Source organism: Photorhabdus sp. RM322S (genome assembly GCF_042879395.1).
GTDB classification, from domain to species: Bacteria; Pseudomonadota; Gammaproteobacteria; order Enterobacterales; family Enterobacteriaceae; genus Photorhabdus; species Photorhabdus khanii.
Genome location: NZ_JBHFKW010000037.1, coordinates 1 through 25,342, shown reverse-complemented (window position 1 = coordinate 25,342; position 25,342 = coordinate 1). Strand labels below are relative to the sequence as shown.

General features: G+C 53.2%; 2 protein-coding genes. Both read left to right on the top strand.

What is annotated here, in order from left to right:
• The first annotated feature begins 178 nt into the window (after positions 1-178).
• On the top strand, positions 179-10,111 hold the full coding sequence (locus ACGF63_RS18270; RefSeq protein WP_387632569.1) for an amino acid adenylation domain-containing protein: 9,933 nt from the start codon (positions 179-181) through the stop codon (positions 10,109-10,111).
• 1,148 nt (positions 10,112-11,259) lie between these two features.
• On the top strand, positions 11,260-25,342 hold a 14,083-nt coding region (locus tag ACGF63_RS18265), incomplete at its 3' end, for an amino acid adenylation domain-containing protein (protein ID WP_387632567.1).

Genomic DNA, 25,342 nt, shown 5'->3' with positions numbered 1-25,342 from the left:
TAGCGTCGAAGAATTGCTGATTATAGGGTTATTAGCCGGGTTATGGCATACCGATCTGATTGTTTTGAATTAATGTCAGAAGTATCGGCTTCTATTTCTTGGGGGCAAAAACATGGGTGATGACTGTCAGAAATGACAGTTTTCAAAAATCTAACAGATTCGTTGAGGTATATGATAGATGAAAGATAACATTGCTAAAGTGGGAAATGTTCTTAAATCTGAATTCCTTTCTCAGATGTCAGAAAACATAATCGACTCAAATTATGCGTCACGACAGACTCAAAATACAAAAAATATCCTCCAGACCCTCACATCCAGTGAATTATTCTGGTATGAGCGTCTTACTGATTTGCAACCATTCCAATTACCTTTCGAAACCGCAGGAGAACAAGCGGAACCCAGATGGGCAATGAGTCTTTGGCAGTCTCTGTTGCCAAAAAATGGGGAAGAGGACTCATTGCGGACACTGTTACAAGCATTCGCTATCTATCTTGCTCGCTTAACTCAGCAGACTGAATTTCAAATCGGTTGGTGCGTGGATGAGGTAAAAGGTCAATCAGCAGATCTGGCGCCGGTGGTGCCCATGACCATTGAGGTGGCGTTTGATAAGCCGTGGGGGGCGATAGCTGACTGGGTTGATGACGAGCTTACCCTGTTGGCGCGGCACCGGACATTTAGTCGTGATCTCCTCGCCCGTGTTCCTTCATTGCGGGCTATCCCGGCGTTGGCAACCCGCCGGCCGTGGCAGATAGCTGTCTCTGTGATACAGGATGACAGAGACGGCGATCAGGAGGCACCTGGCGAATTGCTGACCCTCCAGGTGAATGCGCAAGGCGGTTTTCGCTGGGTATACGATGCAAACCGTCTGAGCTGGGAAGTGGTTCAGCGAATGGGTGAGCACTTACAGGTGTTGGTATCATCGAAAAGGGTGGGTGATGAAATTCCTGTTTGGCAATTGAATTTACTGCCGGAGGCTGAACGGACATTGTTGCTGGAAACCTGGAACGCCACGGAAACCCCGTATCCTGACCCGTTATGTATTCATCAGTTGTTTGAACAACAGGCAGAGCAAACCCCGCAGGCGACGGCGCTGGTGTATCAAGAACAACCCCTCAGTTATGCGGAGCTGAATGCTCATGCCAACCGGTTAGCTCATCAACTGATTATGTTAGGTGTAACACCAGACCAACGGGTAGCGATTTGCGTGGCACGTTCCCCGACGATGGTGGTGGGATTATTGGCGGTACTGAAAGCAGGTGGCGCTTATGTGCCGCTGGACCCAACCTATCCGGGGGAACGTCTGGCGTATATTCTGAATGATACTGCCCCGGCAGTGGTATTGGCTGATGCGATTGGCCGGGCGGCGCTGGGTGAAAAGGCGCTGGCGGAATTGACGGTACTTGATCCAAATATTTTGCCGGATCAGCCGGACAGTAATCCGCAGGTCCCGGCGTTGACACCTCAGCATCTGGCTTACGTCATCTACACCTCTGGCTCAACCGGGCAACCGAAAGGCGTGATGGTAGAGCATCAGGCGATGTATCAGCGTCATCTGGGTTTTAATGATCTCTTTGCTGTCACGGCGCAAGACCGGGTGTTGCAATTTGCCTCTTTCGCTTTTGATGTTTCAATAGAAGAATTATTCTCGTCATTATGCAACGGTGCCACGCTGGTGATGCGGGATGATAGCTGGCTGGCTTCGGTGCCGGAATTTATTGCCTTAGCCTGGCAAAGCCGTATCACGGTGATGTCTCTGCCTGCGTTGTTCTGGTCAGAACTGATTGCCAGAGGCCATGAATTATCGCTGCCGGATTGCCTCAGGCTCATCATCATTGGGGGTGAGGCGGTCAAAAAGAGCGCCATTCAGGATTGGTTTACGCGGGAAATCCATCGACCCCAACTCTTGAACGCTTATGGTCCGACGGAAAATACCGTGACGGCGACTTGTAAGGAAATATTATCCCAGGCAGATGATAATTCTATCGGCCGGCCGGTTAAGAATACCTGCGTCTACCTGCTGGACAGATATGGTCAACCCGTCCCATTAGGCTGCATTGGTGAAATGTATATTGGCGGCGTTGGGGTGGCTCGGGGTTATCTTAACCGGCCGGAATTGAGCGCGGAACGTTTTATATCGGATCCCTTTAGTCCGGTAGCGGGTGCGCGGATGTATCGCTCCGGGGATTTGGCCCGTTACCTGCCGAACGGTGATCTGGAATTTCTGGGCCGTAACGACGAGCAGGTTAAAATCCGTGGCTTCCGGATTGAACCGGGGGAGATTGAAACCCGCTTGATGGAACACCCGGCAGTGCAAGAGGCAGTGGTGCTGGCGCTGGATGGCGGGCAGGAAAAACGTCTGGTCGCCTATGTGGCTGCGCAAGCACATGAGGGATTGGCTGTCAGTTTGCGTGAACATTTGAGTGCCGTTTTGCCTGACTATATGGTCCCGGCAGCTTTTGTGCGTCTGGAGTCCTTCCCGCAGACCCCGAGTGGTAAGTTGGATCGCCGGGCATTACCGGCACCGGGGGAGGATGATTTTGCCCGTCAGATTTACGAAGCACCACAAGGGGAGGCAGAGATCACCCTTGCCGCCCTTTGGCGTGAGTTATTGGGCATTGAGCAGATAAGCCGGCATGATAGCTTCTTTGCGTTGGGTGGCCATTCACTGCTTGGCGTGCAGATGATTGAACGTCTGCGTCACCAGGGGTTGACACTGGCAGCACGTGATCTGTTCCAATCGCCGGTGCTGGCAAAACTGGCTCAAACGTTGGGGCAGCACCAGGCCATGATGATACCTGCTAATGTCATTACGCCAGCGACGACGACACTCACGCCGGAGATGTTGCCGCTGATTGATCTGACTCAGACTGATATTGATCATATTGTCGGGCAGGTGCCGGGCGGGATGGAAAATATTCAGGATATTTATGGGTTGTCGCCATTGCAGGACGGTATCTTGTTCCATCATTTGTTGACAAAGGAAGGCGATCCATACTTATTGCTCTATCCGGTGGCCTTTGCTAACCGTGATCTGCTGGACCGCTATCTGGACGCGGTGCAACAGGCGGTTGATCGCCATGACATCCTGCGCACTTCTTTTCTCTGGGAAGGATTGTCAGTGCCGGCGCAGGTGGTCTGGCGCCGGGCGCAGTTGTCAGTAACTGAACTGACGCTGGACCCGGCTGACGGCCCGGTCATTGACCAGTTAACCCAGCGTTTTGACCCAAGTCAGCACCGTTTTGACCTGAGTCAGGCCCCGCTATTGCGTTTTGTTGTCGCCCAGGAAACCGATGGCCGCTGGTTCTTATTGGAGTTGCTGCATCACTTGATCGGCGACCACGAAACAATGGAAGTGATGAACCGTGAAGTGCAGGCGCATTTTTCCGGACAGGGGGATCGTCTGCCTGACCCGGTTCCATTCCGCAATCTGGTAGCGGAGGCCCGGCTGGGGGTGAGTCAGGAAGCGCATACCCGTTTCTTTACCGACATGTTGGCGGAGGTGGATGAGCCGACGTTACCGTTTGGGTTGGCGGATGTGCATCTTGATGGATCTCAGGAGGTGGGTTCCCATCGGATGTTGACGGCTGAGTTGAATGACCGTCTGCGCAGTCTGGCCCGGCGATTGGGTGTCAGTCTGGCAGCGTTGTGTCATCTGGCCTGGGCGCAGGTATTGTCGCGTACCAGCGGGCAGGAGAAAGTGGTGTTCGGTACCGTGCTGTTTGGGCGTATGGCGGTGGGGGAAGGGGCTGACAGTGGTATGGGGCTGTTTATCAATACCCTGCCGTTGCGGTTGGATATCGATGATACCCCGGTACGGGACAGTGTGCGGGCGGTGCATCTGCAACTGGCCGGATTGCTGGAACATGAACATGCTTCACTGGCGCTGGCCCAGCAGTGCAGCGGGGTTGCCAGTGGTGTGCCTCTCTTTAGTGCCTTGTTGAACTACCGGCATAATTATCAGCCGGATCCACTGGATGAAACGATGGCCGGGATTGAATTCTTGGGTGAATATGAGCAGACTAACTATCCGTTTGCGTTGTCGGTGGAGGATTTTGGTGAATCCCTGGGACTGACTGCTAATGTGGTGCAACCATTCGATCCGGAAAGGATATGCAGTTATGTGCAGCAGGCGCTGGAGAGTTTGGTGGAGACACTTGAGCAGGCCCCAGAGACACCGGTACGGGCTCTGAACATCCTGCCGGAAACGGAACGTACGCTGTTACTGGAAACCTGGAACACCACGGAACCTTTCTATCCTGACGTGTTGTGTATTCATCAATTGTTTGAACAACAGGCAGAGCAAACCCCGCAGGCGACAGCACTGGTGTATCAAGAGCAGACGCTCAGTTATGCTGAATTAAATGCTTGTGCCAACCGTCTGGCCCATCAACTGATTGCACTGGGTGTTACACCTGACCAGCCGGTGGCAATTTGCGTGGCACGTTCTCCGGCGATGGTGGTGGCATTGTTAGCCGTGCTGAAAGCCGGTGGTGCCTATGTGCCGTTGGATTCAACCTACCCGGGGGAACGTCTGGTATATATCCTGAATGATACGGCGCCGTCAGTGGTGTTGGCTGATGCGACCGGCTGGGCGGCGTTGGGTGAAGCCGCGCTGGCTGGGTTGACGGTACTTGACCCGAATATTCTGCCAGACCAGCCGGACAGCAACCCGTGGGTCCCTGCGTTGACGCCTCAGCATCTGGCGTATGTGATTTACACCTCCGGTTCAACCGGGCAGCCGAAAGGGGTGATGGTAGAGCATCAGGCGATTTATCAACGGTATCTGGGCTTTAATGAGACCTATGCCGTCACGGCGCAAGACCGGGTGTTGCAATTTGCCGCTTTTGCGTTTGATGTTTCAGTGGAAGATTTTTTCTCGTCATTATGTAATGGCGCTACGTTGGTTCTTCGCGATGACAGTTGGCTGGCTTCGATGCCGGAATTTATTGCCTTAACCCGGCAATATCGTATTACGATTATTTCTCTGCCGACTTTATTCTGGTCTGAACTGGCGGCCAGAGATACGGGGTTACCGTTGCCGGATTGCCTCAGGCTCATCATCATTGGCGGTGAGGCGGTCAAAAAAAGCGCTATTCAGGACTGGTTTTCCCATGAAACCCACCGGCCCCGGCTATTGAATGGTTATGGCCCGACGGAAAATACCGTGACGGTGACTTATAAGGAAGTGTTATCCCCAGAGGATGACCGTTCTATCGGCCGGCCAGCTAAAAATTCCTGCATTTACCTGTTGGACCAATATAACCAACCGGTACCCTTAGGCTGTGTTGGCGAAATGTATATTGGCGGTGTGGGTGTGGCGCGGGGTTATCTCAATCGCCCTGACTTGACCGCTGAGCGTTTCCTTATGGATCCGTTTAACGATAAACCGGATGCACGCATGTACCGGACCGGGGATTTGGCCCGTTACCTGCCGGACGGTGACTTGGAATTCCTGGGCCGCAACGACCAGCAGGTCAAAATCCGCGGTTTCCGGATTGAGCTGGGGGAAATTGAAACCCGGTTGGTGGAGTACCCAGAGGTGCAAGAGGCGGCAGTGCTGGCGCTGGATGACGGGCAGAATAAACGGCTGGTGGCCTATGTGGCAGCGGAGGAGAAGGAGGGATTGGCAGCCCATTTGCGCGAGCATTTAAGTGCAATGTTACCTGACTATATGGTACCGGCGGTCTTTGTGCGTCTGGAGTCCTTCCCGCAGACCCCGAATGGTAAGTTGGATCGCCGGGCATTACCGGCACCGGGGGAGGATGATTTTGCCCGTCAGGTTTACGAAGCTCCGCAAGGGGAGGTTGAGATCGCTCTGGCGGCTATCTGGTGTGAGTTACTGGGCATTGAGCAGATAAGCCGGCATGACAGCTTCTTTGCGTTGGGCGGCCATTCACTGCTCGCTGTGCGGATGATTGAACGCCTGCGTCGCCAGGGGTTGACATTAGTGGCGCGTGATCTGTTTCAGTCGCCGGTGCTGTCAGAGTTGGCCCAAATGTTGGGGCGGCATCAGGCCATAAGGGTACCGCCTAATATCATTACGCCAGCGACGACGAAACTGACTCCAGCGATGTTGCCGCTGATTGATCTGACTCAGTCTGAGATTGATCGCATTGTTGGGCAGGTGCCGGGCGGGATGGCGAATATTCAGGATATCTATGCGCTGTCGCCGTTACAGGACGGTATTCTGTTCCACCATCTGTTGGAAAAGGAAGGCGACCCGTACTTGCTGCTCTATCCGGTGGTCTTTGCTAACCGCGCTCTGCTGGACCGTTATCTGGCGGCGGTGCAGCAGGCGATTGATCGCCATGATATCTTGCGTACGGCTTTCATCTGGGAAGGATTATCAGCGCCGGCTCAGGTGGTTTGGCGTCAGGCGACCTTGCCGGTAACTGAACTGACATTAGACCCGGCTGACGGCCCGGTCATTGACCAGTTAACCCGGCGTTTTGATCCAGGTCACCATCGTCTCGACCTGAGTCAGGCTCCGCTCCTGCGTTTTGTTATCGCCCAGGAAACTGATGGTCGCTGGTTTTTACTGGAATTACAGCATCACTTGATTGGCGACCATGAAACGATGGAAGTGATGAACCGTGAGGTTCAGGCCTGTTTCTCCGGGCAGGAGGACCCTCTGCCTGACCCGGTGCCGTTCCGCAATCTGGTGGCAGAGGCCCGGTTGGGAGTGAGTCAGGCAGAGCATACCCGCTTCTTTACCGACATGTTGGCGCAGGTGGATGAGCCAACATTGCCGTTCGGGCTGACAGAGGTATATCGTGATGGATCTCAGATGACGGAAGCCCATCGGATGTTGACTACTGGGTTAAATGACCGCCTGCGTAGTCAGGCCCGGCGTTTGGGCATCAGTTTAGCGGCGTTGTGTCATCTGGCTTGGGCGCAGGTGTTGTCGCATACCAGCGGGCAGGAGAAAGTGGTGTTCGGTACCGTCCTGTTTGGGCGGATGCAGGCAGGTGAAGGTGCCGATAATGGTATGGGATTGTTTATCAATACCCTGCCGTTACGCCTGGATATCGATGATACCTCGGTACGGGACAGTGTACAGGCAGCTCATCGCCGGCTGGCCGGATTATTGGGGCATGAGCATGCTTCACTGGCGCTGGCCCAGCGGTGCAGTGGGGTTGCCAGTGGCACATCACTCTTTAGTACCTTGTTCAACTATCGACATAATTATCAGCCGGTGACTCCGGATGAAACGATGGACGGGATTGAATTCCTGGACACACAGGAGCGGACTAACTACCCATTAGGACTGTCGATGGAGGACGATGGCTCCACTTTGGGGCTGACTGCTCTGGTGGTGCAACCGTTTGATCCGGATCGGATATGCGGTTATATGCAGCAGGCGTTGGAAAGTTTGATCGAGGCGCTTGAACAAGCGCCGGAAACGCCGGTACGGTCACTGAACATCCTACCGGAAACGGAACGCACGTTGTTGCTGGAAACCTGGAACGCCACAGAAACCGCGTATCCTGACGCGTTATGCATTCATCAGTTGTTTGAACAACAGGTAGAGCAAACCCCGCAGGCGACGGCACTGGTGTATCAGGAGCAGATCCTCAGTTATGCTGAATTAAATGCCCGCGCCAACCGCCTGGCCCATCAACTGATTGCGCTGGGTGTCATACCGGACCAGCGAGTGGCGATTTGTGTGGCCCGCTCCCCGGCGATAGTAGTGGCGTTGCTGGCGGTGTTGAAAGCCGGTGGTGCCTATGTGCCGCTGGACCCAACCTATCCGGAAGAGCGTCTGGCGTATATCCTGAATGATACGGCCCCGGCAGTGGTATTGGCTGATGAAGCCGGACGGGTAGCGCTGGGAGAAGAAGCGCTGGCTGGTCTGACGGTACTTGATCCAAATACCTTGCCTGACCAGCCGGACAGCAACCCGCAGGTTCCTGCGTTGACGCCACAGCATCTGATTTATGTCATCTATACCTCTGGTTCTACTGGGCAGCCGAAAGGGGTGATGGTGGAACATCAGTCGGTGTATCAACGTCATCTGGGTTTTAATGATCTCTATGCGGTCACGGCGCAAGACCGGGTGCTGCAATTCGCCTCTTTTGCTTTTGATGTTTCAGTGGAAGAACTTTTCTCGTCATTATGCAATGGTGCCACGCTGGTGATGCGTGATGATAGCTGGCTGGCCTCTGCACAGGAGTTTATTGCTTTAGCCTGGCAAAACCGTATTACGGTGATATCTCTGCCTGCGTTATTTTGGTCCGAACTGATTGCCAGAGACAATCCATCACCGCTGCCGGATTGCATTCGGCTCATCATCATTGGTGGTGAGGAGGTTAAAAAGAGCGCTATTCAGGACTGGTTTACGCGAGAAACCCATCGACCCCGGTTATTGAACGCTTATGGCCCGACGGAAAATACCGTGACTGCGACCTGTAAGGCGGTGTTATCCCCTGTGGATGATAGTTCTATTGGCCGGCCGGTTAAAAATACCTACGTTTACCTATTGGACAGAGACGGTCAACCGGTGCCATTAGGCTGCATGGGTGAAATGTATATTGGTGGCGTCGGTGTAGCGCGCGGTTATCTTAACCAACCGGAATTGAGCGCAGAACGTTTTATACCGGATCCTTTTAGTCCGGTATCTGGTGCGCGGATGTATCGCACTGGGGATTTGGCCCGCTATCTGCCGGACGGTAATCTGGAATTCCTCGGCCGTAATGATCATCAGGTGAAAATCCGCGGCTTCCGTATTGAACTGGGGGAGATTGAAACCCGGCTGGTGGAACACCCGGCGGTACAAGAGGCGGCAGTACTGGTGCGGGAAGATGGGCAGGACAAGCATCTGGTCGCTTATGTGGTGGCGGAAAAGAGTGATGGGTTGGCAGCCCGTTTGCGTGAACACTTGAGTGCAATGTTACCTGACTATATGGTGCCGTCGGCTTTTGTGCGTTTGGATGCCTTTCCGTTGACGCCAAACGGCAAACTGGACCGTCAGGCATTACCCGCACCGGACGAAGAGGCGTTTGTCCGTCAGGCTTACGCAGCGCCACAAGGAGAAACAGAAACTGTATTGGCGGCGATTTGGTGTGAATTGCTGGGGGTTGAGCAGGTCAGCCGGCATGACAACTTCTTCGCGCTGGGGGGCCACTCACTGCTCGCCATGCGAATGACCAATCTTGCCGTAGGCCGGGGTTTGATTTGTACATTGAATGCCTTGTTCCAATTTCCGGTGCTGGCCGAATTGGCGGCGAAAATCACCTCAGATTTGCTGTCTCAGCCGCAATGTGCTGCCATATCAGTGCGACCTGCCGGAACAGATCTGCCGCTGTTCTTTGTTCCCAGTGGCATGGGGGATTACTCCTATGTCTTCGGGCTGGCTCAACATATCCGGTCAGGTTATCCGATTTATGCGCTGCCCTGGCCGTCCATCAGTGAAGAACCGATGTCGACGGTGGAAGAGCAGGCGGTCAGAATGATCAGCTTGATGAAAGCGGTTCAACCGACAGGCCCGTACCGGATAAGTGGTTACTCTTCCGGCGGTATATTGGCTTATGCTATTGCCCGGCAGCTTTTGCATGCCGGTGAGACGGTGAACTTCCTGGGGCTGATTGATACGCCGGCTCCTCATTATTTCGGGGAGCAATCCGCACAACCTAAACATCAGTTCCTGGCTGAGCTGGCACGACAGTCAGGGGAGGAGTGCACAGAAGAGGTTGCGGAGTTGTACCGGCGAATTGATGAGTTGAATTTGGTGCAGTTTATTGCAGCGGCACAGGAATTGGCGCTATACCCTGCCAGTCTGCGGCCTGATTTAATCGCAAAACGTTGGGAGCAGATAGAGCGTTATACGCAAATAGTCAGAGAGTATGAACCGCAAGCATTAGCGTTAACGCTGCATCAGTTTTATGCGAGAGAGCCTTCTCCTTCTGTGTCTTTTGTCACGGATGAAAAGCCAAAGTCGTTAGATATAGAACCGTCATTAGGCTGGGCGCAGGTCATGCCTGACTCTTCACTTCAGTTGATGGCTATTTCAGGTAATCATTTCAGTTTGTTGGAGGATAAGGAGCATAGAGTGGCTTTAGCTCATGCTCTGAATAAGGCATTGGCAATACATTGTGATGGGGGGACGTTGTAATACGGAGATATTAACCATTATAGAATAATTTAACGTTGGTATGATAATCCGGTATATATTGTTTATACCGGATTGTTTCTCTATTAAAGTAGAAAAAGAAACGCGATAATTTCCACGGGAGTTATTTTTTTGGATTTTTTTATTATTGCTATTTTATATTGTGTGATCTGAATCTGGTTTTATTGTTGGTTTTATTTTTTGTTAATTGCCTTGGTCTCAAAATTATATATTTAGTTGTAGAATTATTGTTGGAAAGGTTTCTTGTCATAAATAATTGTGAGAAGATAATCGACAAAGTGATCATGGAAATGTGTTTTTGGTGGTAATATAGGCTGATTTAATTATCTTTCATTTCATGATCTCGTTTTGAGTCATATTGGGTTTATTGTAAATAACTCGAGATAATTAAAAGGCTACCTAATTGGGAGTAATGGCCGTTATTGTGAATAAAGGGTTAATATGGACAGTGTGCAGAAACCGGCATGTACATATAATACGTGAGAACGACTCGATTCGTCTGTCCTTGGCATAGAACTACAGTACGTTCGAAAGCTATTTTTTGTCTGAATGTTGCCCAGGTTCGTTCTTTATTATAAAGAATGGAAAATAAAATAGCCCTATGGAATAGGCAATAAGCGTGAAAAAGTGATGTAGAAAAGTCTAAATGTATATTTTGGCAGGTATATGAAAATTGAATAATATTAAACTCTGTCCCAGCTTGTATTACGTGTTGGTAAATATCGCTAGATGTCCTAAAAATCGCATTAAAGAACGATTTGATTGGAATGCGTTCGGTTGCAATCAATATTTGATCGCGTTAATTGTTATGCTGCTAACGTTATTTTATTATTATAAAATAATATATTATTAAATTAATTTTAATTTGTAATTTTTTCATAGAAATAAGAATTTAGTATTTTATTTGCACAATGAGTTGGCTTATTTGTTCCGCTGTCAGGTAAGTTAGCATCAAAGGGTTGCTAATTGGCAGTTATTAATCAGGTGATGTCACAGCATCTGTGTGTCTTGAATTAATGTCAGATATGTCCGTTTTTATTTCTTGGGGGCAAGAAGTAAGAAAGAAATATTGGTGATGGTTGTCAGGAATGACAATTCTCAAATTTCTAACAGATTCGTTGAGGTAATAGATGAAAGGTAACGTTACTACAGAGGGAAATGTTCTTAAAGCCGAAACTCTCTCTCAGATGTCATGTGAAAATATAACTCATAATATAAATGATACATCGATTCTATCACGCACGTGCGTCGTGGTGGGGGGGACGACCCTTGCGGTGTTCTGCGCCGAGCAAATTCAGGCAGCCGGGCATATCATACAAGCGGTGCTATCTACTGATACGGTTTTACAAACATGGGCTGCTCGACAAGGGATTGTTTGTGTGAACTCGGTTGATGCATTACAAGAACACATCACGTTACATCCTGTCGATTGGCTTTTCTCCATCGTCAACCCAATCATCTTGCCGGTGTCGCTAATTGGGCAGATTCGCGGCGGCGCTTTTAATTATCATGATAGTCCTTTGCCACGTTATGCGGGCAATCATGCAACTTCCTGGGCGTTGTTAGCCCAGGAGACGCATTATGCTATTTCCTGGCACTGTATTGAAGGTGGTGTGGATACCGGCGATATTGCCGTGCAATGGCCGGTATTGATTGAGGAACACGATAACGCTTTCTCGTTGAATCTGAAATGTTATCAGGCGGCTCAGAAAGGGTTTATTGAACTTTTGAAAGATTTGGGTCACGGCACATTTGTGACTTATCCGCAGGATCTCACGCAACGGAGCTTCTATGCTCAGTCACGTCGCCCCGATGGAGGGGGGTATTTGTATTGGAAACAATCGGGAGAGGCACTGTCAGCTTTGGTGCGAGCATTAGATTTTGGCGAGAATTACGTAAATCCATTGGGTTGCCCTAAACTGTTACTCGAACAGGGCACGGTGCAAATTTCCTGGCTTCAACGGTTGAACACGTGTTCTGAGGGGGTACCCGGTACACTGATTAAGGTGGAGGAGGATGCCTGGCAGGTGACGACCGGCAGTGAGGATGTTCGTATCGGCGGGTTCGCCACCCTTGAAGGTCACTTGCTGTCTGCCAGGGAGCTTGCCGATATATCGGAACTCAGTCCGGGTAAACCGCTGCCTCTGCTTTCCTCACAGCAGGCTCAAAATATAAAAAATACCCTTCAAGCCCTCGCACCCAGTGAATCATTTTGGTATGAGCGCCTTGCCTCTTTGCAGCCAATCCAGTTACCTTTTGAAATGATGGGGGAACAGACAGAACCCCAATGGGTAATGAGTCCCTGGCAGCCTCCATTGCCAAAAAACGATGAAGAGGAGCCATTACAGGCACTGTTGCAGGTATTGGTTATCTATCTTGCGCGTCTGACTCAACAGGCTGAATTCCAAATCGGTTGGTGCGTGGATGAGGTCAAAGGTAAGTCGGCAGATGTTTTGGCACCGGTGGTCCCCATGACCATTGAAGTGGCGTTTGATAAGCCCTGGAGTGCAGTAGCTGGCTGGGTTGATGATGAACTTGCCCGATTGGCACAGCACCGGACATTTAGCCGTGACCTCTTCACCCGTTCTCCTTTACTGCGGGCTATCCCGGCATTAAGAACCAACTGGCCGTGGCAGATCGCCGTCTCTGTGATACAGGATGACAGACCGTGTGATCAGGAAGTATCCGGCGAATTGCTGACGCTTCAGATGAATGCACAGGGCGGTTTTCGCTGGATCTATGATGAAAATCGCCTGAGTCCGGAAGTGATTTTGCGGATGAGTGAGCATTTATCGGTGCTGGCATTGTCGAAAAGGAGCGGTGATGAAATTCCCGTCTGGCAGCTTAATTTGTTGCCGGAGGCTGAACGTACGCTGTTACTGGAAACGTGGAACGCCACAGAAACTGTGTATCCTGATACGTTGTGTATTCATCAGTTGTTTGAACAACAGGTGGAGAAAACACCAGAAGCGACGGCACTGATAGCGGGAGATAAGACCTTCAGCTATACGGGATTGAATACGCGGGCTAACCGGTTGGCTCGTCAGCTGATCCAACAAGGGGTTGGTCCCGGTGATCATGTTGCGTTTCTGTTAGAGCGATCAATGGAACTGGTGGTGGCTCAATTGGCTATTCTCAAAGCGGGTGCCGTTTACGTGCCGATTGATCCCAATGTGCCGGATGAACGGAAAAACTGGTTGATGAGCGATTGTTCAGCCAGGTTGTTGCTCACTGATACACGGGATGATATTCCGGCTAACCTGGCTGTTCCGCTGTTGCGTCTCTTTGATGAGACAGACACGAATAGAGAGGAAGATCGCCTCAACCCTGATTTGCCGCGTTCCAGCACAGAATTGGCGTATATCATGTATACCTCCGGTTCTACCGGTACGCCTAAAGGGGTTCTGGTGCCTCATCGTGCGGTGGTCCGGCTGGTCATCAACAACGGGTATGCTGAAATTGGACCGGATGACCGGGTGGCCTTTGCCGCTAATCCGGCTTTCGATGCCAGTACGTTTGAAGTCTGGACACCATTGCTCAATGGTGGCGCGTTAGTGGTTGTCGAGCACGTCACTTTGCTGACACCGCAAACGTTTGTACAGGCTTTACAGGTTCACCGAATGACTGTTCTGTGGCTGAGTGTTGGATTGTTTAACCAGCTGGCGGCGGAGCTGTCGCCGGTTCTTCCGCAAATAAAGCTTCTGATTGTCGGGGGAGATGCCCTTGATCCCCATGTCATTAGGCAGGTATTGAGCACGAGTCCGCCACAACAGCTATTAAATGGCTATGGGCCGAGTGAAGGCACTACCTTTACGGCGACATACCGAATCAATGCATTGGCGCAGGGAGCGGCCCGTATCCCTATTGGCCGACCGGTAGCCAACACGCGAGTTTATCTGTTGGATGCATATGGTCAGCCAGTGCCGTTGGGGGGGACCGGAGAGATTTATGTCGGGGGAGATGGGGTTGCCTGTGGTTATCTTAATCGTCCTGAATTAACCGCAGAATATTTCCTTGTCGATCCGTTTAGTGATAACCCGGATGCTCGCATGTACCGCACCGGGGATTTGGCACGTTATCTGCCGGACGGCAATCTGGAGTTTCTTGGCCGTAATGATCAGCAGGTTAAAATCCGTGGTTTCCGCATTGAACCGGGGGAAATTGAGGCCCGGTTGGCAGAGTACTCTGCGGTACGTGAGGCTGCGGTGTTGGTTCAAGGGGAAGGGGCGGATAAACGGCTGGTGGCCTATGTGGTGGCACCCGCAGATGAGAAGCTGGTGAACAGTCTGCGGGCCCACCTGAGTGCCATTCTGCCTGATTATATGGTGCCGTCAGCCTTTGTGCGGCTGGATGTGTTTCCATTAACGCCTAACGGTAAATTGGATCGTCGAGCATTGCCGGCACCGGATAATGAAGCCTTTGCCCGTCAGGTTTATGAAGCACCACAAGGGGAAACGGAAATCGCATTGGCGGCGATTTGGCGTGAATTACTGGGGATTGAACAGGTCAGCCGGTATGACAGCTTTTTTACCTTGGGTGGTCATTCGCTGATCGCGATACGGGTGGTTGAACGTTTGCGTCACCTGGGATTGACCCTGACGGCGCGTGATCTGTTCCAGTTTCCGGTGCTGTTTGAACTGGCTCAGTCACTGGGACAGCACCAGGCGGTGATAGTGCCGCCTAACGTCATAACACCGGCAACCACGGCACTGACGCCGGAGATGTTGCCGCTGATCGATCTGACTCAGATTGACATTGACTGCATCGTTGGGCGGGTGCCGGGTGGGGTGACCAATATTCAGGATATCTATGCCTTGTCGCCGTTGCAGGACGGTATTTTGTTCCACCACTTACTGGCAAACGAAGGTGATCCGTATCTGTTGACAGGTCAGATGGCCTTTGCTGACCGGTCTCTATTAGATCGTTATCTGGAAGCGGTTCAACGAACGGTTGATCGGCACGATATCTTACGTACCGTCTTTATCTGGCAAGAATTGTCAGTGCCGGTGCAGGTAGTCTGGCGTCAGGCCCAATTGTCGGTGACGGAACTGACATTGAACCCAGCTGACGGCTCGGTCAGTGACCAGTTAACCCGGTGCTTTGATCCGCGTCATCATCGTCTTGACCTAGGGGAGGCTCCGTTATTGCGCTTTGTGGTGGCGCAGGAGACTGATGGCCGTTGGATTGCCCTGCAACTTCTGCATCATCTGATTGGTGACCATGAAACGATGGAAGTGATGCACCGTGAAGTTCAGACGTATCTTATCGGTCAGGAGGATAACCTGCCTGACCCAGTTCCTTTCCGTAATTTGGTGGCACAGGCTCGGCTGGGGGTGAGCCAGGAAGCGCATACCCGTTTCTTTACCGAGATGCTGGCGGCGGTGGATGAACCGACGCTGCCATTCGGGCTGACAGAGGTGCACCGCGACGGCTCACAGGTGACGGAATTTCACCGGATGTTGGCGCCTGAGCTGAATGATCGTCTGCGCAGTCAGGCCCGGCATTTGGGGGTCAGTCTGGCGGCCCTGTGTCATCTGGCTTGGGCGCAGGTGTTATCGCGTGCCAGCGGGCAGGAGAAAGTGGTGTTCGGCACGGTGTTGTTTGGGCGTATGCAGGCAGGGGACAGCGCCGACAATGGTATGGGGCTGTTTATTAATACCTTGCCGTTGCAATTGGATATCGATGAGACTTCGGTACGGGACAGCGTTCATGCCGCCCATACCCGACTCGCCGGATTATTAGCCCATGAGCACGCGTCACTGGCGCTGGCCCAGCGTTGCAGTGGGGTGAAGGGTGAGTTGCCACTCTTTAGTAGCCTGTTGAATTATCGGCACAATACTTTGTCGGCAACGTCAGCTGAACTTATCAACGGTATTGAATTTCTTGGCATACAAGAGCGGACCAACTACCCGTTTGTGCTGTCGGTGGAAGATTTTGGCGGATCCCTGGGGCTGACGGCTCAGGTCGTGCAACCGTTTGATCCGAAAAACCTGTGCGGTTATATGCAGCAGGTACTGGAAAGTCTGGTGGAGGCGCTTGAGCAAACCCCGGAAATGCCTGTTTGGGCATTGGAAATCTTGCCGGAAGCGGAGCGTACATTACTGTTAAAAACCTGGAATGCCACGGAAACTGTATATCCTGATGCGTTGTGTATTCATCAGTTGTTTGAACAGCAAGTGGAGAAAACCCCAGAAGCGACGGCACTGATCGCGGGAGAGAAGACCCTTAGCTATACGGAATTGAATGCCTGTGCTAACCAGTTGACTCATCAGCTGATCGAACAAGGGGTTTGTCCTGGTGATCATGTTGCGCTCCTGTTAGAGCGGTCGATGGAACTGGTGGTGGCCCAATTAGCTATTCTTAAAGCTGGTGCCGTTTACATGCCGATTGATCCCAGTATGCCGGATGAGCGGAAAAACTGGCTAATGAGGGATTCTTCAGCCAGGTTGCTGCTCACCGATACACGGGCGGATATTCCGGCTAACCTGACGGTTCCGCTGTTGCGTCTCTTTGATGAGACAGATACGAGTAGAGAGAAAGATCGCTTAAACCCTGATTTACCGTGTTCCAGTGACGGATTGGCATATATCATGTATACCTCCGGTTCTACCGGTACACCCAAAGGGGTCCTGGTGCCTCATCGTGCGGTGGTCCGGCTGGTCATCAATAATGGCTATGCCGAAATTGGACCGGATGACCGGGTGGCTTTTGCGGCTAATCCGGCTTTCGATGCCAGCACGTTTGAAGTCTGGGCACCGTTGCTTAATGGCGGTGCGTTAGTGGTGGTCGATCGTGTCACTTTGCTGACTCCGCTGGAGTTTGTACACGTTCTACAGGTTCAGCGAATGACTGTGCTGTGGCTGAGTGTCGGATTGTTTAACCAGCTGGCGGCGGAGCTGTCGCCGGTTCTTCCGCAGATAAGGCTGCTGATTGTTGGCGGAGATGCCCTTGATCCCCATGTTATCGGGCAGGTATTGAGCACGAGTCCGCCACAACAGTTATTGAATGGCTATGGGCCGAGTGAAGGCACTACCTTTACGACGACATACCGTATCACGGCATTAGCACAGGGAGCGATCCGCATCCCTATTGGCCGACCGGTAGCCAACTCGCGGGTTTATCTGTTGGATACGCATGGTCAGCCAGTGCCGTTGGGGGGGACTGGGGAGATTTATGTGGGGGGCGATGGGGTTGCTTGTGGTTATCTTAATCATCCTGAATTGACGGCTGAACGTTTTCTGGTTGATCCGTTCAGTGATAACCCGGATGCACGCATGTACCGCACCGGGGATTTGGCGCGTTATCTGCCGGACGGCAATCTGGAGTTCCTGGGCCGCAACGATCAGCAGGTGAAAATTCGCGGTTTCCGCATTGAACTGGGGGAAATTGAAGCCCGGTTGGCAGAGCATCCAGCGGTGCGTGAGGTTGCGGTGTTGGTACGGGGGGAAGGGGCGGATAAACGGCTGGTGGCCTATGTGGTGGAACCAACGGATGAGGGGCTGATGAATAGCCTGCGTGCCCACCTGAGTACCGTTTTGCCTGATTATATGGTGCCGTCGGCCTTTGTGTGTCTGGATGCGTTTCCATTGACCCCGAACGGTAAGTTGGATCGTCGTGCGCTACCGGCACCGGACAATGAAGTCGTTGACCGCCAGGTTTACGCGGCACCGCAAGGTGAAACAGAAATCGCTCTGGCGGCGATTTGGTGTGAGTTACTGGGGATTGCGCAGATAAGCCGGTATGACAGCTTCTTTGCCCTGGGCGGCCATTCATTACTCGCTATACGTATGATTGAACGCCTGCGTCACCTGGGATTGACACTGACGGCGCGTGATCTGTTCCAGTTTCCGGTGTTGTTTGAACTGGCCCGGTCACTGGGACAGCACCAGGCTGTGATAGTACCGCCTAACGTCATAACCCCGGCAACCAAGGCGCTGACGCCGGCGATGTTGCCGCTGATTGACTTGACTCAGCCTGACATTGACCACATCGTCGCTCAGGTACCGGGTGGGATCGTCAATATTCAGGATATTTATGCGTTGTCGCCGTTGCAGGATGGCATTTTATTTCATCATCTGTTGGCAAATGAAGGTGATCCGTATCTGTTGATGGGGCAGATGGCTTTTGCTGACCGGTCTCTGTTAGATCGTTATCTGGCAGCGGTTCAACGGGTGGTTGATCGGCACGATATCTTACGTACGGCTTTTATCTGGCAAGGATTGTCAGTGCCGGCGCAGGTGGTCTGGCGTCAGGCTCAATTGTCGGTGACTGAACTGACATTAAATCCGGCTGACGGTTCAATCAGTGATCAGTTAACCCGACGTTTTGATCCGCGTCATCATCGTCTCGACTTGGGGGAAGCGCCGTTATTGCGCTTTGTGGTGTCGCAGGAGACTGATGGCCGCTGGATTGTCCTGCAATTGCTGCATCACCTGATTGGCGACCATGAAACGATGGAAGTGATGCACCGCGAAGTCCAGGTGTATCTGACGGGGCAGGAGGATAGCCTGCCTGCGCCGACACCGTTCCGCAATTTGGTGGCTCAGGTCCGGCTGGGGGAGAGTCAGGAAGCGCATACCCGTTTCTTTACCGACATGTTAGCGGCGGTAGATGAGCCAACCCTGCCGTTCGGATTGACGGAGGTGCATAGTGATGGTTCACAGGTGATGGAATCCCACCGGATGTTGGCACCTGAGCTGAATGGCCGTCTGCGCAGTCAGGCCCGGCGTTTGGGTGTCAGTCTGGCGGCGTTGTGTCATCTGGCCTGGGCCCAGGTATTGTCGCGTACCAGCAATCAACAGAAAGTGGTGTTTGGCACCGTGTTGTTTGGGCGTATGGCGGCGGGAGAAGGCGCTGACAGTGGCATGGGGCTGTTTATCAATACCTTGCCGCTGCGGCTGGATATTGATGATACCCCGGTACAGGACAGCGTGCAGGCTGCCCATACCCGACTGGCCGGACTATTGGAACATGAACACGCGTCACTGGCGCTGGCCCAGCGTTGCAGCGGGGTGCAGGGTGAGCTGCCACTCTTTAATAGCCTGTTGAATTATCGGCACAATACCTTGCCGGCAACATCGGATGACATCATAAGCGGTATTGAATTTCTGGGCGCACAAGAGCGGACCAACTATCCGTTAATGCTGTCAGTAGAAGATTTTGGTGAAGCCTTGGGACTGACGGTTCAGGTAGTGCAGCCGTTTGATCCGGAAAGGATAGGCGGCTATATGCAACAGGCACTGGAGAGCCTGGTGGCGGTACTGGAACAGGCCCCGGAAACGCCGGTACGGCAGTTGGAAATTCTGCCGGAAGCAGAGCGTATGTTGTTGTTAAAAACCTGGAACGCGACAGAAACAGTTTACCCTGACCAGTTATGCATTCATCAGTTGTTTGAACAACAGGTGGAGAAAACCCCGGACGCGCCCGCGTTAGTGTATGAAGAGCAAACTCTCAGTTATGCCGAATTAAATGCCCGTGCCAACCAGCTGGCCCATCAGCTGATTGCACTGGGTGTCGAGCCAGATCAGCGGGTGGCGATTTGTGCGTCACGTTCCCCGGCAATGGTGGTGGGATTGTTGGCGGTAATGAAAGCGGGTGGGGCTTATGTACCGTTAGATCCGGCTTATCCTGGTGGGCGTCTGGCCCATATTCTGACTGATGCTGCCCCGGCTATGGTGCTGGCGGATGAAGCCGGTCGTACTGTGTTGGGCGAGGAAGCGTTGTCTGCGCTGACTGTGCTCGACCCGAATACCTTGCTTGATCAACCGGATAGTAATCCACAGGTCCCTGCGCTGACTGCCCGGCACCTGGCGTATGTGATTTACACCTCCGGCTCCACAGGGGTGCCAAAAGGGGTGATGATTGAGCACCGGAATACAGTGAACTTCCTGCACTGGGCCCAGCAGGCTTTTGACGCGGAAGAGGTCCGGGAGATGTTTTTCTCGACGTCGATGAATTTCGACCTGTCCATTTTTGAATGTTTTATGCCGTTGTCTTATGGTGCGGCGATTCATCTGGTCGAGGATGTCCTGTCATTGATGCGGCATCCCCGACCGGTGACCTTGATTAACTCAGTCCCGTCGGCGATGAAACCGTTATTGCAGGCTCAGGCGCTGATGGCGTCGGTTCATACCGTCAATCTGGCGGGTGAACCGCTTAAAAGTGCCTTAATTGAACAGATTTTTGAAGAAACGCGGGTACAGCGGTTATGTAATCTCTATGGGCCTTCTGAAACGACAACCTATTCTACCTGGTTGCCGATACAGCGGGGTGACCGGATTATTGAAAGTATCGGGCGTCCGATAGCCAACACCGGCTTGTATTTGCTGGACGGGTATGGTCAGCCGGTGCCGCTGGGCGTGGTGGGGGAAATTTATATCGGCGGGGCGGGTGTGGCGCGGGGCTATTTCAATCGCCCTGACCTGACGGCGGACCGTTTCCTTATCGATCCGTTCAGTGATAATCCGGGTGCGCGCATGTACCGCACCGGCGATCTGGCCCGCTACCTGCCGGACGGCAACCTGGCGTTCCTGGGCCGTAATGACCAGCAGGTTAAGATCCGGGGTTTCCGCATTGAACCGGGGGAAATTGAGGCCCGGCTGGTGGAACACCCCGCAGTGAGTGAATCGGTGGTATTGGCACAGGGGGAAGGGCAGGAGAAACGGCTGGTGGCTTATGTGGTGGCACCCGCAGATGAGGGATTGATTAATAGCCTGCGTGAACATCTGAGCGTTCAGTTGCCTGACTACATGGTGCCGTCGGCCTTTGTGCGGCTGGATGCCTTCCCGTTAACCCCGAACGGTAAGCTGGATCGTCAGGCGTTGCCGGCAGCGGACAATGAAGCGGTTGCCCGTCAGGTTTACGCCGCGCCGCAGGGCGAAACAGAAATCACTCTGGCCGCGATTTGGCGTGAAATCCTGGGGATTGAGCAAATCAGCCGGCATGACAATTTCTTTGCCCTGGGCGGCCATTCGTTGCTGGCGGTACGGGTGATGAACCGTGTCGCGGCGTTCGGTGTCGAACTGTCGCTGGCGACCTTGTTTAAATTCCCTACTTTGGCGGCTTTTGCCGAGGTCATGCAGGCCCGGTCTGGTCAACCGGACCCTATTCTGCCGGCCATCATGCCGATATCCCGTGAGGGTGAATTGCCGCTGTCATTTGCTCAACAGCGCCTGTGGTTTCTGGCACAGCTTGAGGGGGTCAGCGAGACTTATCATATCTCGATGGCCCTGCGCTTACGTGGTCAACTGGATATCATGGCCTGGCAAAAGGCACTGGATACCTTGTTTGCCCGTCATGAAGCGTTACGCTCTGTCTTTGTCTCTATTGAGGGGCAGCCACAAGTGCAGCTGTTGGCACCGGATAGCGGCTTGCGGCTATCTCAACATGACCTGCGTGGGCTCCCGGATGAGGAGGGGGTTCTTGAGCGTCTGTGTGCCGAGGAAGTTCGTGCGTCATTTAACCTTGACCGTGGCCCGCTGATCCGCGCCAGTCTTATCCGGCTCACCGATGACGAATATCGGTTCCTGCTCATTCAGCATCACATTGTTTCCGATGGCTGGTCTGTCGATGTGTTGATACGTGAACTGAGCGCACTTTATACGGCGTTTCTGGCCGGGCAACCGGATCCGCTGCCCCCGCTGGCGATTCAATACCCGGATTACGCCGCCTGGCAGCGTCAGTGGTTGTCAGCGGAACGTGTTCAGGTTCAATCTGACTATTGGCGTACTCTGTTGGCTGATGCACCGGTTCTGCTGGATTTACCCACTGACCGGCCCCGTCCGTCGGAGCAGTCGTTTACCGGGCATACCGTGCCGATTAACCTGGATACGGCATTAACGACGGCGCTTAAACGGCTGAGTGAGCAGCACGGTGTCACGTTATTTATGACGCTGTTGTCAGCCTGGGCGGTGGTCCTGTCGCGCCTGTCAGGTCAGGACGATGTGGTGATAGGCACACCGAGTGCAGGCCGCAGTCGTCAGGAAGTGGAATCGCTGATCGGATTCTTTGTCAATACACTGGCGTTGCGTGTTGATTTATCGGATGAGCTGACGGTGACGGAGTTGCTGGCGCGTGTGCGGCAGACCGTTTTAGCGGCACAGGAGCACCAGGATTTACCGTTTGAGCAGGTGGTGGAAATCGTGCAGCCGCCGCGCCGACTGGCGCATACGCCGTTGTTCCAGGTCATGTTTGCCTGGCAGAACAATGAGAACACGGCCTGGCAATTACCGGGGCTGGCCGTATCACCGGTCGATCAGGTCTCTGATATTGATATTGTCAAATTTGATCTTGAACTGAATCTGTCAGAAGAGAAGGGGCGGATTGTCGGTGCGTTGAGTTATGCCACTGCCCTTTTTGATCACTCGACGATAGAGCGGCAGGTGGGATATCTGCACGCGGTGCTACAAGAGATGGTCGCTCATGCTCAACAGCGGATCGGGAAGATTGATATTCTGGCACCGTCGGAGCGCAGGTTGTTGCTGGAAACCAGGAACGCGACGGAAACCCCTTATCCTGACGCGTTATGTATTCATCAGTTGTTTGAGCAACAGGTAGAGAAAAACCCGGACGCGCCCGCGTTAGTGTATGAAGAGCAAACTCTCAGTTATGTCGAATTAAATGCCTGCGCCAACCGGCTGGCCCATCAACTTATCGCACTAGGGGTTGTACCCGACCAGCGGGTGGCGATTTGTGTGGCACGTTCACCGGCAATGGTGGTGGGCTTGTTGGCGGTAATGAAAGCGGGCGGAGCGTATGTGCCGTTAGATCCGGCTTATCCTGGCGCGCGTCTGGCCCATATTTTGACCGATGCTGCCCCGGCTATGGTGCTGGCGGATGAAGCCGGTCGTGCCGGATTGGGTGAGGAAACCCTGGCTGCGCTGACCGTGCTTGACCCTAATACCTTGCTTGATCAACCGGATAGTAATCCACAGGTCCCTGCGCTGACTGCCCGGCACCTGGCGTATGTGATTTACACCTCCGGCTCCACAGGGGTGCCAAAAGGGGTGATGATTGAGCACCGGAATACGGTGAACTTCCTGCACTGGGCCCAGCAGGCTTTTGGCGCGGAAGAAATCCGGGAGACACTGTTCTCAACGTCGATGAATTTCGACCTGTCCATTTTCGAATGTTTTATGCCGTTATCCTGTGGTGCGGCGATCCATCTGGTCGAGGATGTCCTGTCATTGATGCGGCATCCCCGGCCGGTGAGTTTGATTAACTCAGTCCCGTCGGCAATGAAACCGTTGTTGCAGTCTCAGGCGCTGATGGCGTCGGTCCATACCGTCAATCTGGCGGGTGAGCCGCTTAAAAGTGCTCTGATTGAACAGATTTTCGCAGAAACGCCGGTGCAACGGTTATGTAATCTCTATGGACCTTCCGAAACGACAACCTATTCTGCCTGGATATCGATACAGCGGGGTGACCGGGTGATTGAAAGTATCGGGCGTCCGATAGCCAACACCGGCCTTTACTTGCTGGACGGGTATGGTCAGCCGGTGCCGCTGGGTGTGGTGGGGGAAATTTATATCGGGGGCGCGGGAGTGGCGCGTGGCTACCTCAATCGCCCAGACTTGACAGCGGACCGTTTCCTTATCGATCCGTTTAGTGGTGTGCCAGATGCCCGTATGTACCGCACCGGCGATTTGGCCCGCTACCTGCCGGACGGCAACCTGGCGTTCCTGGGCCGTAATGACCAGCAGGTTAAGATCCGGGGTTTCCGCATTGAACCGGGGGAAATAGAAGCCCGGCTGGTGGAACACCCGGCGGTGAGTGAGTCGGCGGTATTGGCGCAGGGTGAAGGGCAGGAGAAACGGCTGGTGGCTTATGTGGTGGCACCCGCGGATAAGGGGCTGGTCAATAGCCTGCATACTTATCTGAGTGCCATTTTACCGGATTATATGGTGCCGTCGGCCTTTGTGCGGCTGGATGCCTTCCCGTTAACCCCGAACGGCAAGCTGGATCGTCAGGCGTTGCCGGCAGCGGACAATGAAGCGGTTGCCCGTCAGGTTTACGCCGCGCCGCAGGGCGAAACAGAAATCGCGCTGGCGGCGATTTGGCGTGAAATCCTGGGGATTGAGCAAATCAGCCGGCATGACAATTTCTTTGCCCTGGGCGGCCATTCGTTGCTGGCGGTACGGGTGATGAACCGTGTCGCGGCGTTCGGTGTTGAACTGTCGCTGGCGACCCTGTTTAAATCCCCTACGTTAAGGGTTTTTGCCGAGGTCATGCAGGCCCGGTCTGGTCAACCGGCCCCTGTTCTGCCGGCCATCGTGCCGATAGCCCGTGAGGGTGAGTTGCCGCTGTCATTTGCTCAACAGCGCCTGTGGTTCCTGGCACAGCTTGAGGGGGTCAGCGAGACTTATCATATCCCGATGGCCCTGCGCTTACGTGGTCAGCTGGATATCATGGCCTGGCAAAAGGCGCTGGATACCTTGTTTGCCCGTCATGAAGCGTTACGCTCTGTCTTTGTTTCTGTGGATGGTCAGCCACAAGTACGTCTGTTGGAGCCGGATAGTGGCTTACTGTTATCTCAATATGACCTACGCGGGATACCAGATGCTGATGTTGTTCTTGAGCGTCTGAGCGTGGAGGAAGCCCATGCGTCATTTGATCTTGACAGCGGCCCGCTTATCCGCGCCTGTCTTATCCGGATTACCGATGACGAATATCAATTTTTGCTGACCCAACATCACATTATTTCCGATGGCTGGTCTGCCAATGTGCTGGTACAGGAATTGAACACGCTCTACACGGCGTTTATGGACGGGCAATCTGATCCGTTGCCGCCATTGGCGATTCAATACCCGGATTACGCCGCCTGGCAGCGTCAGTGGTTGCTGGCGGAACGGACCCAACGGCAATCCGACTATTGGCGTGCGATATTGGCTGACGCCCCGGTTCTGCTGGATTTACCTACTGACCGGCCCCGTCCGCAGGAGCAGTCATTTGTTGGGCATGCCGTGCCGGTTAACCTGGATCCGGCATTAACGACGGCGCTTAAACGGCTGAGTGAACAGCACGGTGTCACCTTATTTATGACGCTGTTGTCAGCCTGGGCGGTGGTCCTGTCGCGCCTGTCAGGTCAGGACGATGTGGTGATAGGCACACCGAGTGCAGGCCGCAGTCGTCAGGAAGTGGAGTCGCTGATCGGGTTCTTTGTCAATACGCTGGCGTTGCGTGTTGATTTATCCGGTGAGCTGACGGTGACGGAGT